At 35.7% G+C, this 18,139-nt stretch carries 11 protein-coding genes; all 11 read right to left on the bottom strand.

Annotated features, from left to right (window positions below):
• Positions 1–4: 4 nt before the first annotated feature.
• A complete protein-coding gene (locus VP395_RS05435; RefSeq protein ID WP_346240730.1) occupies positions 5–1,258 on the bottom strand; it encodes a mandelate racemase/muconate lactonizing enzyme family protein in 1,254 nt (417 codons plus the stop codon).
• A gap of 19 nt (positions 1,259–1,277) precedes the next feature.
• Positions 1,278–2,477, bottom strand: coding sequence for a pectate lyase (gene pelA / locus VP395_RS05440; protein ID WP_346240731.1), 1,200 nt, complete (start codon positions 2,475–2,477; stop codon positions 1,278–1,280).
• A 21-nt stretch (positions 2,478–2,498) separates the two neighbouring features.
• A complete protein-coding gene (locus VP395_RS05445) occupies positions 2,499–4,040 on the bottom strand; it encodes a family 43 glycosylhydrolase (RefSeq protein ID WP_346240732.1) in 1,542 nt (513 codons plus the stop codon).
• 24 nt (positions 4,041–4,064) lie between these two features.
• Positions 4,065–6,617 carry a hypothetical protein gene (locus tag VP395_RS05450; protein ID WP_346240733.1) on the bottom strand — a complete coding sequence of 851 codons (2,553 nt, stop codon included), beginning with the start codon at positions 6,615–6,617 and terminating at the stop codon, positions 4,065–4,067.
• An 18-nt stretch (positions 6,618–6,635) separates the two neighbouring features.
• Positions 6,636–9,776, bottom strand: a complete 3,141-nt coding sequence (locus tag VP395_RS05455; RefSeq protein ID WP_346240734.1) for a DUF6298 domain-containing protein — start codon at positions 9,774–9,776, stop codon at positions 6,636–6,638.
• A 22-nt stretch (positions 9,777–9,798) separates the two neighbouring features.
• Positions 9,799–12,564, bottom strand: coding sequence for a T9SS type A sorting domain-containing protein (locus tag VP395_RS05460; RefSeq protein ID WP_346240736.1), 2,766 nt, complete (start codon positions 12,562–12,564; stop codon positions 9,799–9,801).
• 21 nt (positions 12,565–12,585) lie between these two features.
• On the bottom strand, positions 12,586–14,181 hold the full coding sequence (locus VP395_RS05465) for a pectate lyase (protein ID WP_346240737.1): 1,596 nt from the start codon (positions 14,179–14,181) through the stop codon (positions 12,586–12,588).
• Positions 14,182–14,204: 23 nt separating this feature from the next.
• Complete coding sequence (locus tag VP395_RS05470) at positions 14,205–14,888, bottom strand: LamG domain-containing protein (protein ID WP_346240738.1); 684 nt, start codon at positions 14,886–14,888, stop codon at positions 14,205–14,207.
• Between the two features lie 168 nt (positions 14,889–15,056).
• Positions 15,057–16,364, bottom strand: coding sequence for an L-fucose:H+ symporter permease (gene fucP, locus VP395_RS05475; RefSeq protein ID WP_346240739.1), 1,308 nt, complete (start codon positions 16,362–16,364; stop codon positions 15,057–15,059).
• 22 nt (positions 16,365–16,386) lie between these two features.
• Positions 16,387–16,830 carry a MaoC/PaaZ C-terminal domain-containing protein gene (locus tag VP395_RS05480; RefSeq protein WP_346240740.1) on the bottom strand — a complete coding sequence of 148 codons (444 nt, stop codon included), beginning with the start codon at positions 16,828–16,830 and terminating at the stop codon, positions 16,387–16,389.
• Between the two features lie 238 nt (positions 16,831–17,068).
• A complete protein-coding gene (locus tag VP395_RS05485) occupies positions 17,069–18,139 on the bottom strand; it encodes a Gfo/Idh/MocA family protein (protein WP_346240741.1) in 1,071 nt (356 codons plus the stop codon).

The following is an 18,139-nucleotide window of genomic DNA, read 5'->3' on the forward strand; positions in this document are numbered from 1 at the left end:
TAAATTATATTGTTATTGTTTTTGCTTTTTTTAAAGCATATTCCGCATGTCCCATTCCTAGACCCGGTGCTGTAGGTACATTTAAGAAACCCTCTTTTACTTGTATTGGAGGATCAAATAAATCTGAAGTAGCTTCCATACCCGTTTTAAGTTCCTGAAACAAGCCTATATTTGGTGTATAACTGCTAAAATTGACCATTTCCGCATATCCTGCATTTCTATTAGAAATATGCACAGTAATGGGTTTACCTAAACTATCGGCCATTTTAGCCACTCGTGTGGCACGGATAAACCCTCCATAATAATGTAAATCTGGTTGGACAATTTGCACCACATTCTCAGATATCATTTTGCGAAATCGATATTCACTTGATTCTTGTTCGCCTCCAGAAATTGGTATACTAAGCGCATCGGCTACTTGTTTTGTTTCTTCAAAATTATCAAAACGACAAGGTTCTTCAAATAAATAAGCACCTATCCCTTCCAGTCTTTTCCCTATTTCAATAGCTTTATTTACATCATACGAACCATTTGCATCTGCCTGTATGGTGATTTCATTTCCCAATACTTTTCTAGACAATTCGATTAAACTTTCTGATCGGTTTGGAATAGAATCTTTGTTTCTGCTCATGCGCCCCCCAACTTTAAACTTCACTGCTTTTGCACCCGTTTCGGCTATTTTTTGTTGAAGAATCTCAATTTCCTCTTCTGGTGTGGTGCCGCGATTTCCACTAGCAACATATATTGGGACTTTATTTCTTAGTTTTACTCCAAACAAGTCACTAATATGCTTGCCTTCCGATTTTCCTAACAAATCAATAATGCTACCTTCTACCCAAGCTACACAACACCATAAAGCCAACCCTTGCATTTTGTAATTACTATCGTAAACATATAATTCATCCAGTAGCGTCTCAAGATGCAATGCATTTTTTCCAATAAAAAAAGGGATGATTGATTTTAAAACTATCGGATAAAGGATATCAACTTGTTTATTAGTCACAGAAATACCTTCAATACCATCTTTTGATCTTGTTCTTATAAAATATGTTTCACCTAAGTTAACCAACTCGATAGATTCTATGATGATAGGCTGCTTAAATGTATCTATGGTCAATTGAGGTTTATTACATATATCAATAAGATGCTGTTCGTCTACCAATCCATCATCTTTATTAAGGTTAGCACATGAAACCAATGGTATCGCTAAACTCGATATTGCTGTTGTTTTTAAAAAATTTCTTCTATTGTAAACCATCCCTTAATTTAAAATTTAATTATGGCTCTAAAACATTATTGGTTGGCGCCCATTTTTTTTGCCATTCTGTATATTTTTCTAAAACCTGTTGCGGTGCATAGGTATACCACGCATAACCGTTTCGCCTTTCAACACTTACTTCATCCAAAGCATATAAATATTTGCTATTTCGATCTGAGAACAAAGGTTTACTAGTTTCTAATTCGTAATAACGTGTCCATATTGGAGGCGCTGTAGAATCGATTACTACACGACGGTCTCTTCTTACCGTCGTGAATTTAGATTCAAAAGGCTCGATTTCAAAAGATTCTATTCTGGTATTGTAAATTTTAGAATCTTCAAACCATTTTACAGCACTTTGAATGGAATTGATTATTTCTTTATTCGGATTATCAATTGCCATTAAAAACAAAACGACCGGAGCACTTTCACCATTAGAAATACTTGGTGGTTCAAAAGCTCGTGCCCATGCTGGAGATAAATCGACTTCATCATGTTGCTGGCACCAGGCTGTAAGTTTACCTTGATTTACAATCTGCATCTTTAAAATACACTCTAAACCTTTAGTGTATGCTTTTGTTACTTTTGCTTTTAAATCAGTATCAACAAAACTAAAATCAGGGTTATTGTCCATTATTTGTTGCAATACATCCATAATTCCCATATAAGCTCCATCGTTAAAAGTGATGTGCCTACTGTAATTTTTTTCTAAAGGATAATACTGAGGCCAACCTCCATTGGTGTATTGGGCCTTCAAAACAAAATCCATTCCTCTTAAAAAAGCATCTTTATATTTTTCAATTTTAGTTGCAGTATAAACTTGAGCTAAGTAATATATATGTGTGTAAGTTGTAGCATTATCAAACGTAGTATGTAACATGTTTTTTGTATTAACAACTTTATTTACTTGTTCTGGAGTTAAAATAGCCCGCATATCGTAGTTTTTGGGCCACCCACCATTATCGCGCTGAAAAAGCAACATGTTATCTGCTATTTTAGTGTAATCGGACTCATCATATCTTGGTTGGTCTGCAACTGGGTCTACAATATTATTTTTATCCTTAATATTGTACCAATGCCTAACACCATCACCAAAAGGTCTTGTACTAATTTTTGTTGTTTCATTGGTTTTAGACTGGGCATTTGAATAGCTATAAGAAAATGCTATTAGCAACATAAGAAGCAATAAATTCCCATTTTTTATTTGTTTTTTAAGCATTTTAATTTGTTTTCTTTTTAATTAATCTAAAGCTTTGTAAATAAAATTATCAAATTTCACTTTACCCTCTCCAAAGGCAAATAATCCAGCGCGCAAACTTAGAAATTCTCCAAAAACATTATGGTTGAATCCACTAGCCTCAATACTTCTTTCTAATCTAATCCAATTTTTTCCATTTGAACTGTAATAAAAACTAACCTCGTTTTCATCATTTAAAATGCGTAAAAATCCATGATTGGCAAAAACATTAGGTTCACTAATTTTTCGTTTTTGGCGGTTATATACACTGAATTTTTCTTTGGTTACAGAAATGTGCATATTAGCCACTTCGTTATAATATAAACACAAACCAACCTCAACGCCTTCTTCTAAAGTATATTCTACCTGAACTTCGTACTTTCTATCTGAACTATTAACAAGCAGCGGTGAACTATCTGTAAACGAATTTCCTTCGGCTTTAAATACTAAAGCGCCTTCTTTAAATTCAAATCTTTCTGGATTGTAATCTTTATAAAATTGCCATTGAAGATTTAGTTCTGCATTATCAAAATTATCATTAAGGCTATGAGATACTTTTGATATTTTTAAATCTGGAACAGTAATTTTATCGGATGCATTGGTACCTTCTGGGACTCTAAACCAACCATCTTCTGTCCATTCAATTGGTAGCATAAGCGATTGCCTTCCTAATGTTTGAAAGTTTTTTTCGTAACCATGGTACATAATCCACCAATTACCGTTTATATCATCAACCAAAGTTCCATGACCTTGATTCCACCAACGTTCTCCTCTTTTTTCTGTGTGTACAATTGGGTTATAGGGTGAATTTTCAAAAGGACCGTAAGGTGATTTTGAACGTGCCGAAACTACCATGTGTGCTGTAGCAGGACCTGCAGTTCCGCCTTCTGCAGTTATTAAATGATAATACCCGTCCTTTACTGTAGATTTGGGTGATTCCAAACAAAAACATTCGGTACTCCATTCTTTAGGGTATTGCCACCCTTCATAATTAAAAACAGGAGTTTCAGCGGTTGCAAGTCCGTCATCTGTTAATTTCACAACATACCCTTTTGAAAGGTATAAATACCGAATCCCTTTGTCATCGACCACGTGTCCAGGGTCTATAAAACCACTTAATTTTAAATCGATTGGTTCACTCCATGGCCCATTTGGAGAATCGGCATAAACTACCCAATTTGTTCCACCTGCTGGAAAATAGATATAGTATTTACCATTAACAAACACCAAATCTGGGGCCCAAACTGAACCCACATTTTGGGTTAACGCATGCGAAATACGCTCCCAATGAATTAAATCGGTGGAATGCCAAACAATTAATCCAGGATAATAATTAAATGAAGAATGCGTCATATAATAATCGCTTCCTACACGCACTAAGGATGGATCTGGATAATCGCCTCCTAAAATAGGGTTTGAATATGTTGGCTCTTCTTTTGCTTCTTCGGGTTGTAGTTCCTTTTCATTTTTACAATTAACCATCGTTATTACTGATAAAAGCATCAGTATGAAAAATAATTTCGAATTTAACTTTGTCTTAATCATATTTTTTAATGTTTAATGGAAGTATTAAAACCATTCTATTTTTAAATCTTTTATTAAAGTTGCTCCACTACCCACAGTTCCTGTATGTTGAAAACTTAAACCGCCATAATTGTTAGGTGTAACTTCAGCCTGTATATCTACAACTTTTACCACTTCGGAATTATCATGCTCTGTGAAATATTCTTCCGTATTTTCAGCATGTACTATTAACTTATTGTTTTTTAATTCGACAGTAATTTTACAATTAGGGCGATAACATGACGTTGAAACAGGTTCGCTAATTGGTGTAGCATTCCCATTTTCGTATTTCATTAAAACAAAATCTGTAGCATCACTATACTTGGTGGTTCTAATCAAGCGAAGTGCATAGCCATTCATTTGCTTAATATCCATTTTTATACCAACATCCATATACTGTGCTCTGGCACTGCTAAACCCTTGTCCTGCGGTTTTTGATGGGATAGCCGTAAAACTGATTTTCATAGCACCAAACGCTTTTCCAACGGGTGTGTATCGCATACGGGCTCCTTTTGTATTTTGTACAAATCCCAAATTATTAGCTGCTCCGTTCACACCTTCACCGTAATACCACGGGTCGCGACTGTTATCACTCTCCCAATTAAATTCTTGCGTATCTAAAGGCGCATAACTGTCGAGCACCCAAAAACCAGAAAGTACCTCAGGTTGATACTTAGCCGACATATTTTCCAAATTAGGGATTAAAATATTGGCTGATTTCTTTATATCCTTTGCTGAAATTACTTTCTTAAAAAGTGTGGTTTTAGCTAATCCTGCATCGCAACGCACATGTTTAGGCGATACGCTAGCCATGATGTAATAACCGATGTCTCCTGTTGATAGCTCGTAGGTTTTCAAGGGTTTATTAAATCTAGATACAGCTATTTCAATTGGGTGATTGCCTTGAGCATCATTACATCGATACCAAGTAATTAAAGATTGGTCTTCAAAAGACATATCAAGAACATAATTCAATTGTAAAACCCCATCTTTAGGTTTACTAATTTCAGGAAGCTTTGTAAATGATGGCGGATCTATAAATGATGGTGCTATATACAATACACAGGCAGACTCTAATCCTGAGTCTGTATAGGCAGTTATAACAACCTGCTTAGTTTCATTGTTATTGCTAGTTGGAATCACTAAACAGGTTCCATCTTCTTTTACTTCCAATTTAACAAGCGATTTGTATTCTGAAGCTAAGTCCCAAAAAACTTTTTCTTCCTGAAATTCAAAGTTACCAAAACGATGTACCGTTGGTTTTAATAATAAATTGTCTTTTCCTGTTTCTAATGTTTTTTGTGTTGGACTAATGGTTAATAGCGTCGGTACGTTTGTGTAATTATTTCCTGTTGCCTTTTCTGCTTCAACAACTATGTTTTTAATTCCCATGGGATCCCAATCGTCATGACCTCGCAATAAATTATATGTGTTATAAACCACTTTGTTTTTATATTCAAAACGGTAAGCATTAAGTATGTTTTTATTGGTCATATCAACAGTGGCAAAAGCATCATCTTTACCAATAAAAATAGGGTTGGTATTTAAACTTACATTGTATTGGTAATAACGAGCTTCGGTATCTGGTATATCTCGCCAACCTATATAATTCAAATCTTTGGCAGAAAACCTGGTATCTACAGTGGTTACTGGTCCATGACCTTTTACAAAATACTGGTTATCGCGACAGAATGATTCTATATCGCTATTAAGAAATACAGCTCCGGTACCACGTGTTCCCCCAAATGGTTTTGAGGAATAAATTCCAAATGTACAATTTAGATATACCGCACTTCCGTTAAGCGCATCGTCGGTAGATTCAAAGTGGCATCTTTCAAAAAGGGTACGCTTACTCCCCCAAAAAGGCCCTAAATTCAACCGACTTATAAAACGGGTGTTACGAGCTAATACTTTATCGCCATTTGAAAAAATGAGTTGCGCTTGCACGATGGCCGAACCTCTTTTTTCTCGATTTAATTCAGGATTGAGTGGGTAAACCAAATCGATATTGCAATAATTACCAAAGGTTATGTTTTCAGCACAAGTACCATCACCTTTAATGTTTAACATGGTAAAATTACCTTTAGCACCCATAGTTTGACCACGATTACAGGCAATAATAACATTTTCAGGATTATTTGTTAAGCCTTGAAATTTTAACCATTCACAAGTAATTTCTAACCCAAAGGGCGTATTTTCATTTTCTTTTGGCAATCGAATTTCTGGATCGTCTGGATTATCAACCCAATATACCCAAGGCGCTATATACAAAACCATAGGTGATGCTTCCGTTCCATTGGCTAAATGTTTTGACGCTTCATTTATAGAATTATAAACATAGTTGTGTTTTGAAACTTCTTTATTTGAAAGTTGACCATCAATAAAAAATGCCTGTGGCCCTAATTTTATTACTTCACCTTTATAAATGATATGACTGCCTTTAAACTCTAAATCCTCATACAAATCGCCTTTATGTTGTTGTGCAAAAACAGGTAGAAAATGACATTGAAAAAGCACCAAGCTTAGCAATAAAACTTTAGATAATTTGTTTAAAAACATAATGATTTTATTTAGTTTTTATTTATGAATCCAAGCTACAACGGCACCTTCTATCGGAGCTTTTAAATTTGCAATAGCTTTTCCAACTTTTGATTTTGTTTTAATCAACTCACCCGTAGTTGGGTTGATCCAATCTAACTTATATGAATTTGAGTCACTTTTTAAATCAATAACAATTTCCGAATTTTCACTAAAAACAATGTAGCCCAATCCCTGTTTTCCAAGAATATAATTCTTATTCCCTTCAACTTCTTCTATATAACTTTCCATTTTAAGCGCATCTTTAAAAAATGCTTCGTTATTAATTGAAGGCATAGAAGCTAAAGAACCACCCGCCATAAATGTTGCCCAATTTGAATACCTAGCACCTCTTTGAGAATAAACCACTGCCTTATATGGATACTTAATTCTATATTCGTTAACAGCTCGGTAAATTTGATCAAAAGAGGTTTCTCCAGGATTTAAGATACGTGCGTACTGACGTGCTGCTAAACTAACACCACCTGGAGGCATATATAAGGTACCATCGTCTCTATATTTCCACTGAATCACATCTATAACATCTACTATCGATGCTCTTTTAGGATCTGATAAAATAGCATCCTGAACATCTTTTGTTCCGGGCATCATCACCAATACATCCTTTTTATTTTCTGTTTCCCATTCGGCAATAACATCTAACCAGAATTCAACAAAATGAACAGGACCCGTATATTCCCATCCTAAATGATGAATAATATTTTCGTTATCTCTAAAATTATCAAGACTTTTACGAATGTACTCTCTATGAAATTGCTTTCTTATGGTATGAGTTATATTGTAAAACGCTTCAGCCATGTATATGCGTTTATCTCCTGCATAAGGCGGGTTTTCAGCAAATCCTGTATTATTAATATTATTAGCTGTTCGCCATGGATAATCGGCCCAATGTGCCCCTTCTTCTATTATATTGTGTTGCAAATAATGTTCTTGGATGAATAACAATTCGTTTTTATCAGCTAAATCTGAGAATTGTTTCAAACGAAGCCAATACCATGTATTCCATTTGGTTAAATCATATTTACTTAACCTATCAAAAGCTTCTCCTTGTCCACTTCTACTAAAAGGTTGTTCATAAAAAGGTGCCCAAACATCGGCATCTGCTCGACGAGTTCTAGCGTGATCATCACGTCTGCGCTCATACCAAAGTGCCGGAAAGCTTTGCATTACAGAAACATTTTTATTGCGCATGTCGCTAACCAAAGTATCTAAATCATCTGTAAGTCCTCGTCCAACTCTTCCAGGTACAAACCGAACTAAATTAGGTGATGGGCGTTTTAATTCGGAAGGACGTGTCGATCCGCGCCACATAGATGTTCTGTTTTTTCCCCCTGAAACTATTTTATCATCTAAAGAAATCTTTCCATTTACCAACTTAACAATAGACAACCTTTTATTGGTTTTTTCAACTTTAGGGATATAAGATTCATTCCAAATTTTGACTTTGGAGATATCTGAATGGATAGGGTGTTTTTCAATCATTCTATCAATCCAAGCATCCATAATTAAATCTGGTGATTTTGACCGTTCGCTATATTTAGCAGTTAACTCTGTTAATGGCGCTGTTGTTTCACTTGATTCGTATGTCAATATTTTAGTTTCCTCCTCAGATTTTTTCCCTGTACGAGCTTCCAACTGTGCATAATAAAGGCTTTCTGGTTTTATAAAAGTATGCTGTAGTTCGTGATGCCCATTTCCATAACCTTGTGCCCAACTGCCATAAGCCCAATTTTGTGCTTCAGGTGGTTTTGATAGATGAATTTTTGCGGCTCTTCCTTGCCAACAAAATGAGTTTGCAGCACTCCAACCGCCACCTTGTCCATCAACATCTCTATAATCAAAACTAATATCGCCTCCATCAACAGTCATTTTATCAAATAAAATACCACTGGACCATCCGCCAATAGCTCCACTGAAATCAGAAGACATGTAAGAATAACACTGCACAAAGGCATTAGGGCCAGGTGTAGTAAAACCCACAGAAAAAGCATGGTATCCGTATTCGGCATAACAGCGTTGAAACAATACTTGCTGTCCTAATGTTTGAAAAGAATAACGTCGATAGCTTCCTATTTCCCCGACAGGATTTAGCGATTTACAATCTTCAACCGTAATACGTTTGGCTGTTTCCCAAACCGCCACAGCAGAACTTACAAAATTTTCAGCCTCTATACGACGTACCCAAGAATCCTGAACATTCTCCATGGTAATTGCCATCCAACGGTGGTTTTCGTCTTTAGCATTCAATTCGTCATAGGCTGAAACACAGCGAATATTTTCAACGCCTACATTGTTTATTCTACCTTCCCAATGATAACCTGTAACCGTTCCTCCCCCATATTTTGGATCAATCCCATTAGTTAAAGGCGCATCAATTGTTATAGAATTTGGAGAAACAGCAACAATGCTGCGATCCCAATTCATATCAAAATCACCAGGTTCCCATTTAGTAAGTTTATAATCTACATAAATACCAATTTTATCGGCTCCTATGCTTTCAATCCATTCTTTTGTTGAAGGTCGGTTTATAAGAACTTTATCTCCTATTTTAAATGAATGACCTTGAGAAAAGGTTAATATGGTGGTATTTACAGGGAAATATTTTTTCTCCAATTCCGTTGAATCACCCAAAGTCCGATTATTTATACCAGCCACCCGAATTAGGGTTTCACGATGAGTTCCTGTAGCCAAAAGCACTGTGTTTTTATTACTACTTCCTCTTAGTACAACACCACTTGCCGGAATATTTAAACTACCGTTTATTTTATAAGTTCCTTCTTTTAAAAGAATAGTTCCTCGAAACCCATCATTATCTATTGGTAAACTGGAAACATAATTAATAGCAGATTGAATTAACAACGTGGCATCTGCTTCTGTTGCTTCAATAACAAGTTTTACTGGAACATTAGGCAGTGGGCTTTCTGAAGCCATATAACCACAGTATGAATAATCAGGCACCCTATCACCATTGGGCTGAATCTTGTATTCTAATTTACGTTCTTTTGTAATGTGTATTGGTGAGTCTGGTGTTGTTGTGAAATGAATAAAAGCAATTGATGGGCAAACAAAAACTATCAATATTATATAAATTCGCATATGCTTTACCCATCTCATTTTCATGTTTACTAATTTAAATTTTCACCTATTCTATAATTATTTTTTGAGTATGTACCAGTTGTTTTGTTTCAGATTCTAAAACCTTTAAGATAAAAACACCTTTTGTGTTTAAATTTATGTTTTCTGTACTACCCGCTTCAATAGCTCCTTTTAACACCTCTCTACCTAAAATATCAAATATTTTAAATTCAGATTTCGCACTATTATTTTTCATTTTGATAGAAAACGCCCCCTTATTTGGAATTGGCCAAACCTTAATTTCGGCTAAATTTTTCTTTTCAACCGATAAAGTTAAATCGTATCCATTAAGAATATTTACTGTACGTGACATGCTATCTCCCGCCGAATCTGTAACAGTAAATTTAAAAGAGGCTAAACCTGCTACTGCTGGTGTGAATTCCACAATATTTCCGACTAAATTTGTGGTTCCGTTTACAACATCGGACAACACATATGAAACACCACTTGTAAATCCTCTAGATAGTTGTTGAATATTAACATCAATTTTCTCACCTGTTGCCGTACTGTAATGAGGTTGAGCCATCCACTGCAAATAATAATCTAGATTTGTATATCCATCTGAATTAGTATCTGCATTAGTATCTGAAAAATCTCCAGAAGCAGAATTTATATTGGTTCCTATAATGTTTTCCCACCAATTTGGTAATCCATCATTGTCAGAATCCCAATCGGCTGCTCTTGTTACGAATGGATAATCTTCATAACCACCTACATCTGCTTCATTATCTGGAAACCCTGGCTTATTGGTTACACTTCCCCTATATGTAAATGTGCCTCCTAAAGTTTCAGTAATCATTCTTTGATCATGATCATCTGAAACTGGTTGATTACAGCCCACATCTGAAAGCACTATTTTATAGGCTTGTGTAGCCGATTGTGTTGTTACGTATGATGGAAAAAAAGGTGTATCTACAAATGTTTCATAATTAACTACAGCACCATTAGATAGCTTAATTCTTCTTCCTGCTGCTTGGTTACTTTCATCAAAACGCCCTGGCATGACATTCCCATTAAAATAACACCTTTGCATACCAGTACCTGTCCCTTCATGTTCTGCTGTAAAAGCATAAAACAATGTTGAACCTGCTCCTGGTTTATAATAATTATTTACGAAATTAACCTCTTTAGTACCTCCATCGGTTGTCCTAGACCCCCAATTGTAAACCACATTATTGGTAATATCCATTCTTCCTGCATAAGCACCACTACCGTCTAACCCACCGCCTAAACTCCAATTACGTCCGTAATTATGCGCTAATAAATTATGATGAAAAGAACCAATATCTCCGCCAATAGTAGCTGCATAACCATGTTCAGTCCCTACTGGGTAATTCTGATGTCCTGCCGCATTTAAAGCTTCAGCTATTAAAGTGCGTTGAAGCGTGATATTGTGTCCACCACGAGAACTGAATGACTCATCAATAGTCCAACTTATAGAACAATGATCAATAATACTATGATCGCCACCTGTTAACCCCATGCCATCATACGTTTTACCACCTCCTAAACGAACTCTAAGATTTTGAACCACATTATCATTACCTGTAATACCAAATGGAGCAGATCTAATTGTGATGCCTTTTCCGGGTGCTGTTTGACCTGCAATAGTTACATATGGTTGGCTAGAAACCAATCTGGAATAAAGTTGTATTAAACCAGAAACATTGAATATTATGGTTCTTGGACCAATATTATTTGTAACAGCTTCTCGTAAACTTCCAGGTCCACTGTCATTTAAATTTGTTACAGCTACTACTTTCCCTCCACGACCACCGCGCGCAAAACGTCCATAGCCTTCTGCTCCTGGAAAAGCAAGTATTGCCGGACGGAAACGCCATACATTACCCTTGGTAACTTCGCCTCCTGATACAACTTCATCAATTCTCCAATAATATGTTTCACCTGTATATAAACCATTCACTTGGTAAGAAGCATTTGCTTGTAACTGATTGCCTTTATATTCTGGCGAACCTGTATTTGCGGCATCAACCGATGCTAAACTGGTTCCAAAATAAATATTGTGTGATACGGCATTTGTGGCGGGAGTCCATTCTAATAAGGTATTCCCAGAATTCAGCTCTACATGTTCATTGTTATGAGCGGGAATTGGATCTGTTGCTTGATTAAAAATATTGGGCGTATTCAATTCAAAACCGTTTAGCATTACATTTTTGAAATCGTAAGTACCAGAAGTTTCTGCGGCAAAAAGAACAACTACATCTACACCTGAAGTGGCTTGTATATTTAGATATACCGATTTTGCTGAAGCTGTTGTTAATGCCCTTACAGTTGGAATAACATTGTCTTGAACCAAAACCCCATTAACAGACACATCAATTGGGCTAAAAGTATATGCATCACTATCTACAACATTTAAAAATGCCATTAAAGTATGATTCCCAGTAGCTAAACCACTTATGCGGAGTTGTATTTGGCCTCCTTGGTTTGCGGTTGTTCCTTTAACAGTAACTCCATCACACACCAATCTGGCGTAATAGGGAGCCTGAATACCTGTTTTGTACCAATTTGTACCCAATGCATCGCCATTAGCCCCTGCTTTTGAAACGGTAAATGTTACTCCGCTTACTGCCATTGAAGCCGAAGTCCCAGAGCCGATAACCCATGGAGTATAATCTGGTTCACCTACTTCACTAGTATTTCTACCAGCCTGATCGAAATCTATTTTCACTATGGGGTTTTGTGCAAAAACACCCAAAAAGGAAGCTAAAAATAGAATGAATATCAGTTTGATTTTGTAATTTCTTAGCATTTTTTTATTTAATTTTTAACATTATTTATTTGAGGCTTCAACAGACTGCATGTAATTAATTAACAATTTCATGTTTCTAATGTAAGTCCCTGTTGAAATATACTTTTGATCTGTTGCATCTGGGTAAGGCGATGTATCTGTTTCATCGCCAACACGTGTTGTTGCATAGGCATCGGTTGCTTCTGTTTTTATCCCATCACCAATATACGGATTACTTATAAATGCATGGTCTGAAAGCCAACGATTTTGACTGTCAAGTTGTTCAACCACCTCAACAATTTTAGATTCATCCATTTTAAAATTAAATATGTATCTATTTAAATCGTAATAACTTTGAGGCGTTCCTTGATATTGAAATTCTTGTGGTTTTAAAGGGGAGTCTTTAGTCGCCTCTTCAACTGAAAGCTTTAATACTTTTTCATATTCATCTTTCAATTCTTGAATATTGACAAAACCTTTTCCGTAATAATGAGACAGTAAATTCTTGTCATTATCATCTACATAATACTTCCCATATTTTACATTAGAACCTTTACGGTGTACATAAATTGGCTTGTTGGTTTTAACATCAACAAATGTTGGATGCGTTCTATGACCTTCCATTTTATCTTCAGGAAGTTTTACTTCTTCCAACCATTTAATAGCTTTTGGTACACCTTCAAGAAATTGTTTATCTCCTGTTAATTGATAAAACTTTATTAAAAGAAGTGCGTTTTCACAAGTGGCACCTGGTAAAAAAGCAGCTGGTTCGTAAGTTCTTGCACTGGCTGCTTCCATTTTCATATTTACTTGTTGCCCCCAAGCGCCACAACTTGCTTGCGATATCCTATAAAAGTTCATGCCTCGATATATTGGATCAAGAAAACGCTCTTGCCCTAATACTAAATAGCATTGCGTAAGAAAATTTACGTTTTCCCATATCACATCATCATTAAAAGTATAAAAAGGTGTATAATCTGGGAACCCTGGTTTTTCAAAACCTTTAACTAACGGATATCTTTGCGGCCATCCACCATTAGGATATTGACTTTTTAAAATAAAATCTAAGGCTTTATCTAAGGCTGGTTTATACGTAGGATCCATTTTTTCCAAATACATTCTTAAAAGAAATCGAGCCGCATCTGTTGTAACATCATCATCAAAGGTTGAATTTCCATAATAATGTTGGAACTCTTCCAAACGCCAGCCATTTTTCCCTATAGTATTGTACCAGTTTTTAAGCGAACGGTCGCCTGCAAAGTCAATCATATAATTCCAACCACCTTCATTACTTTGTCCCCAAATTATGGCATTGGCAGCCTTTTGGGCGGCTTTGTAATAGTATTCATTCTGTGTAACCCGATACGCGTCTAAAAACACATGACCCATACTAATGGTTCCTGGGTGTTGAAGCCAAATCATGGTTTTGTATGCTTCCATTTCACCCCATTGACGAGAGAAATCGGGCATATAATACCAAACATAACCACCATTAGCACTTACATCTTCTACCATAAACTCCGTCGCTTTTAACATGGTTTCCGAAACCAGTTCTTTAGATATTTTTGGTTGTGCAAATAAATTCAATCCAAAAATAAGGAACGATAAAACAAATACAATGCGGTTAGTTGGTCTCATAAATATCTTAGTTTTTTAATCCTTTATAACTTAAGGGTCATAAAGTGTTCTGGTTTTAGTTGTTTAGAGGTAACTCTAATTTTATATATATGCCCTTTAAACCAAGAGCGCTTATTTAAACGAACACCTACTGAGCTTTGTCCAGTTTCAATAGGATTATTAAAAGAAAAAGGCTCTGTTAGCTCAAGATTTCCATTCACATAAGTACTAAGGCTGTTTTTTGTTACTACTAAAGCCACATGGTACCATTGTCCTAATGGATGAATTAATTCCTCATCAATCAGTGCCAATTTATGCTCGCCTGAAGCAACAAAACCATCAAAATACCAATTCCCATCTATAGCTCTTATTTCAAGCAACATGCGATTACCAGACACTTCACCAATATGCACAACCCGCTGTTCAAAATCGCCATCAATTGATGGGTTAAAAATCATTTCTACAGTAAATTCTTTTAATGACTTAAGAGGGTTTTCATCTAAAAAAAACGCATCATCAACACCATTAAACAAAACAGCTTCACCATAAGGAGAATGAGCTATTTGAGGATGTCCACTTATTTCAATTTCTTTTGAATTTTCATTAAGCATTTTTGCCGACAACCACTCAACATTAGTATTTTGCCCATTTAAAATAAAAGGACAGCTCAAAAAGAATAAACTGATTAATGCTTCTATTTGATTTCTTCTATTGAATTGAAATACCATATTATAAATTCCCCAAAGGTTACACTTTACGACTCTTAAATGCAATGCAATCGATTACCCAAATATATTTAAAAAAAACACTTCATTTTAAAAAAACATGTTAAAATTGTGTGTTTTATACAATACTTGTCGTTTAGACTCTTATTTCTTCTAAAGGTTTAAAATAAATTATTGAATTTTTTCTTTTTTAACTTTTCGACCAAATACACCAAAATACAATATCACTAAAAAGCAAACTAATGGAATTATGTAACCTGATTGAATATCATCGTGTTTTACATCAATTAAAGTGCCCATGGCATACGGAAGTATTGCACCTCCAACAATAGACATAACCAACCAAGATGAACCCGTTTCTGTATTTGATTTTAAACCTACTAAGCCTAGTGAAAAAATAGTGGGAAACATTATGGACATGAAAAAACCTAAACCACCTAATGCATAGATTACATGAATACCTTCTCCATAAATAGCCACAAGACTTAATAAAACACTTAGCACACAATACATAGAAAGTAGCACATAGTCTTTTATAAATTTCAACAAAAAAGTACCAACAAAACGCCCAGCCATAAACAAAAACCCATAAACACCCAAGTAATAAGCCGCTGTTTTTTCGTCTAATCCCGCCCCTTGTTGCGCCGCTCTAATAAAGAAACTGGTAACACATACCTGTGCACCCACATAAAAGAATTGTGCCACAACTGCCCAACTTAAATGAGAAAACTTTAAAACTGAAAAGAACCCTGGTTTAACTTCTGAATCAGTAGCTTCAATTTTCAACTTAGGAAGCTTCATAAAATACACCACAGCAGCCACAAGAATTAATACGCTTCCTAAAACTATGTATGGCATTTTTACCGATGCTGCTTCACCTAACAAATAAGCTGCCTTTGTGGCCTCAGACATTGCAGCCATTTCATCGGGTGTGTGATTGGTTCCTGAAAGAATAAATAACGACCCAACAACAGGTGCTACCATGGCTGCTAATCCATTAAAAGACGCTGCTAAATTTAAACGTTTGGAGGAGGATTCTGGCGGTCCTAATATGGCAGCATAAGGATTGGCACTGGTTTCTAAAATGGTTAATCCACAACCAATAACAAACAAGGCAAATAAGAAAAGCTCATACATTCTTGTATTGGCTGCCGGCACAAACAAAAATGCCCCTATTGCAAATACCAACAACCCAGTAATGATACTGTTTTTATATCCAAATCTTTTAATTATCATACCTGCTGGAATTGCCATAATGAAATAGGCGAAAAACACAGCGGTATCAATCAATGTGGATTGACGATTGTTCAATTCACATGCCTTTTTAAGATGGGGAATTAAAATAGAATCAAGATTATGCGCCATTCCCCACAGGAAAAACAAAAAGGTTATAAGAATGAAGGGAAACATCTGTTTCCCTACTAAACTGGTTTGTTTTGGTGCTTCAAATGAATGACTTCCTTGGTTCGTTGTTTGCATGGTGGTGTTTTATTATAAGGTATTAAGCTTTTCTTTTTACAAGTAGTAAATGGTCACATACCAAAACAACTTCTCCTTTTTGATTTATAATTTCTACATGTTCGGTTACTGTTCCCATTTCTGGTCGTTTAGCTTCGCCTTTTTCGGAAATGGTTATTTCAGAATGTATGGTATCACCAATATGTACTGGCTTTACAAAGCGCATTCGGTCGTACCCTTTTGAAAAAGCTTCTGGATTAATTTCTGAAGCTGTTAGGCCTATTCCGATACTGAATATCATGGTGCCATGTGCAATTCGCTGTCCGAAAGGTTGGGTTTTACACCATTCTTCATCCATGTGATGTGGAAAGAAATCGCCTGTATGTCCTGCATGCACTACAAAATCGGTTTCGGTTATGGTGCGTCCTAAGGTTACTCGTTTATTGTTTAATTGATAGTCTTCGAAAAATGTTGATTTGAAATACATAATTACTTGTTAATCGTTAAGTTGTTTATTGTTACTAGGTGCGTTAGGGATAACTCATTGTTTAACATTTTTGAATTAATGAATTCGTGAATGCTATGTATTTGCAGCGTCATCCTTTTTAAAACGTAATGATAAAATACAAATTCACCTCTATGATTTAGCAGATTGCCATGTCCTTCGTCCTCGCAATGACGGTTTAAAAAGATAAAGCGTAAAGCCCACCCCTTGTGGTAACGCCCTAATTAAAATCATTTAATTGAACACCTCCGTTGTTATTACTTATATAACATGCTTCTACCACTTTCATGGTATCTAAAACATCTTGAACACTGGCATGCAATACCGTATCTGAACCCTCTTTAAAACGCATGAGATTAGACATGGTACCTACAAACGCCTCTGGAAACCAGGAACCTTCAAGATTTAAAATTTTCCATTCTGAATCTTTGTTTTCTTCGGTTATGATGTACTCAAATTTATCTGGCAAGCCATTAGGGTAATTCATTAAAAGTCCCATTTTTGCTTTAATAGCGCCTTTTGTACCTTCCCATTTGATGTAACTTTCTTCATGTTTCTGACCAAAATGATGGTCGTGATTGGTGTTTATTTTCACACTCATAGTATCACCATAATCTAAAATAATGGTGGAACGACAAGAGGATAAATCTTTTAATGGGTGTTTTGTTGTTCTAGCCATAACACGCTTTGGATTTCCTAAAAAAGAACGAATACAATCAATATAATGCACACTGTGAAACAAAATTTCCAAACGAGGATGTTGCTTGATTACGGGAAATAATTCCCATGGTGTATTGACTGTTACTTTAAATTCTAAATCGTATAAATCACCTATAAGCCCTTGATCTATGATGTTTCTAGCGGCACTTACAAACGATGCAAAACGCAACTGGAAATTGATGGCCGCAACCAAATTTTTACGTTCACAAACGGCAAAAATTTCTTTAGCTTGTTTATAATCATTTCCCATGGGTTTTTGAATAAGTACCGCAGCCCCATCGGGTAATTGCTCTAATATTTCTATATACTGGTCTGGCAAAACCGTAATGTCGTAAACAGCATTTTTGGGTGCGTTTTTTACTGCCTCGGCAACAGTTTCAAATACATGTGGAATATTATGGGCTTTTGCCATAGCCTGTGCTTTAGAAATGGTACGATTTGTAATTCCAAACACCTTAAATCCTGCCATTTTATAAGCTGGCAAATGGGCATCTTTCACAATACCACTTGCTCCAATAATAACAATGGGCTGTTCTGTTTCTGGTAATAATGGCTTGTAAGTAACAGTCAT

The sequence above is a fragment of the Mariniflexile soesokkakense genome, from assembly GCF_039650365.1.
Lineage (GTDB): Bacteria > Bacteroidota > Bacteroidia > Flavobacteriales > Flavobacteriaceae > Mariniflexile > Mariniflexile soesokkakense.

What these genes read in the sequence shown, in the direction of transcription:
- VP395_RS05435 (WP_346240730.1), bottom strand. Translation starts at nt 1,258, where the DNA reads ATGGTTTACAATAGAAGAAATTTTTTAAAAACAACAGCAATATCGAGT.
- pelA (WP_346240731.1), bottom strand. Translation starts at nt 2,477, where the DNA reads ATGCTTAAAAAACAAATAAAAAATGGGAATTTATTGCTTCTTATGTTG.
- VP395_RS05445 (WP_346240732.1), bottom strand. Translation starts at nt 4,040, where the DNA reads ATGATTAAGACAAAGTTAAATTCGAAATTATTTTTCATACTGATGCTT.
- VP395_RS05450 (WP_346240733.1), bottom strand. Translation starts at nt 6,617, where the DNA reads ATGTTTTTAAACAAATTATCTAAAGTTTTATTGCTAAGCTTGGTGCTT.
- VP395_RS05455 (WP_346240734.1), bottom strand. Translation starts at nt 9,776, where the DNA reads ATGAAAATGAGATGGGTAAAGCATATGCGAATTTATATAATATTGATA.
- VP395_RS05460 (WP_346240736.1), bottom strand. Translation starts at nt 12,564, where the DNA reads ATGCTAAGAAATTACAAAATCAAACTGATATTCATTCTATTTTTAGCT.
- VP395_RS05465 (WP_346240737.1), bottom strand. Translation starts at nt 14,181, where the DNA reads ATGAGACCAACTAACCGCATTGTATTTGTTTTATCGTTCCTTATTTTT.
- VP395_RS05470 (WP_346240738.1), bottom strand. Translation starts at nt 14,888, where the DNA reads ATGGTATTTCAATTCAATAGAAGAAATCAAATAGAAGCATTAATCAGT.
- fucP (WP_346240739.1), bottom strand. Translation starts at nt 16,364, where the DNA reads ATGCAAACAACGAACCAAGGAAGTCATTCATTTGAAGCACCAAAACAA.
- VP395_RS05480 (WP_346240740.1), bottom strand. Translation starts at nt 16,830, where the DNA reads ATGTATTTCAAATCAACATTTTTCGAAGACTATCAATTAAACAATAAA.
- VP395_RS05485 (WP_346240741.1), bottom strand. Translation starts at nt 18,139, where the DNA reads ATGACTGTTACTTACAAGCCATTATTACCAGAAACAGAACAGCCCATT.